Annotated in this window: 1 protein-coding gene; it reads left to right on the top strand. The window is 51.7% G+C overall.

Features of this window, described 5'->3' with window-relative positions; all coding sequences use genetic code 11:
- Positions 1-16: 16 nt before the first annotated feature.
- On the top strand, positions 17-230 hold a 214-nt coding region (locus SB756_RS36120), incomplete at its 3' end, for a hypothetical protein (RefSeq protein ID WP_410914057.1).

Consider the following 230-nt stretch of genomic DNA (forward strand, 5'->3'; position numbering starts at 1 on the left):
GCTGTCAAAATCCAAGATGAAGGTATTGGACGCGGTCAATTGTTCCCCTTATCCGTTCAAGCGGTCGAAGGACTATGTAGGCAATTCATATCGGCGATCGCGGCCCGAAGGTGTCGACAGACCCAAGCCGGAGTTACATCTGGACTATGATTTCGACAAAGACGACGTCGCGCACATGGCCAACCTATTCAGACATCCGCATTGGGAAACGGTGGATGCCGTGACTGTTT

This window comes from Pseudomonas sp. SIMBA_068 (assembly GCF_046534705.1).
Taxonomy (GTDB): Bacteria; Pseudomonadota; Gammaproteobacteria; order Pseudomonadales; family Pseudomonadaceae; genus Aquipseudomonas; species Aquipseudomonas putida.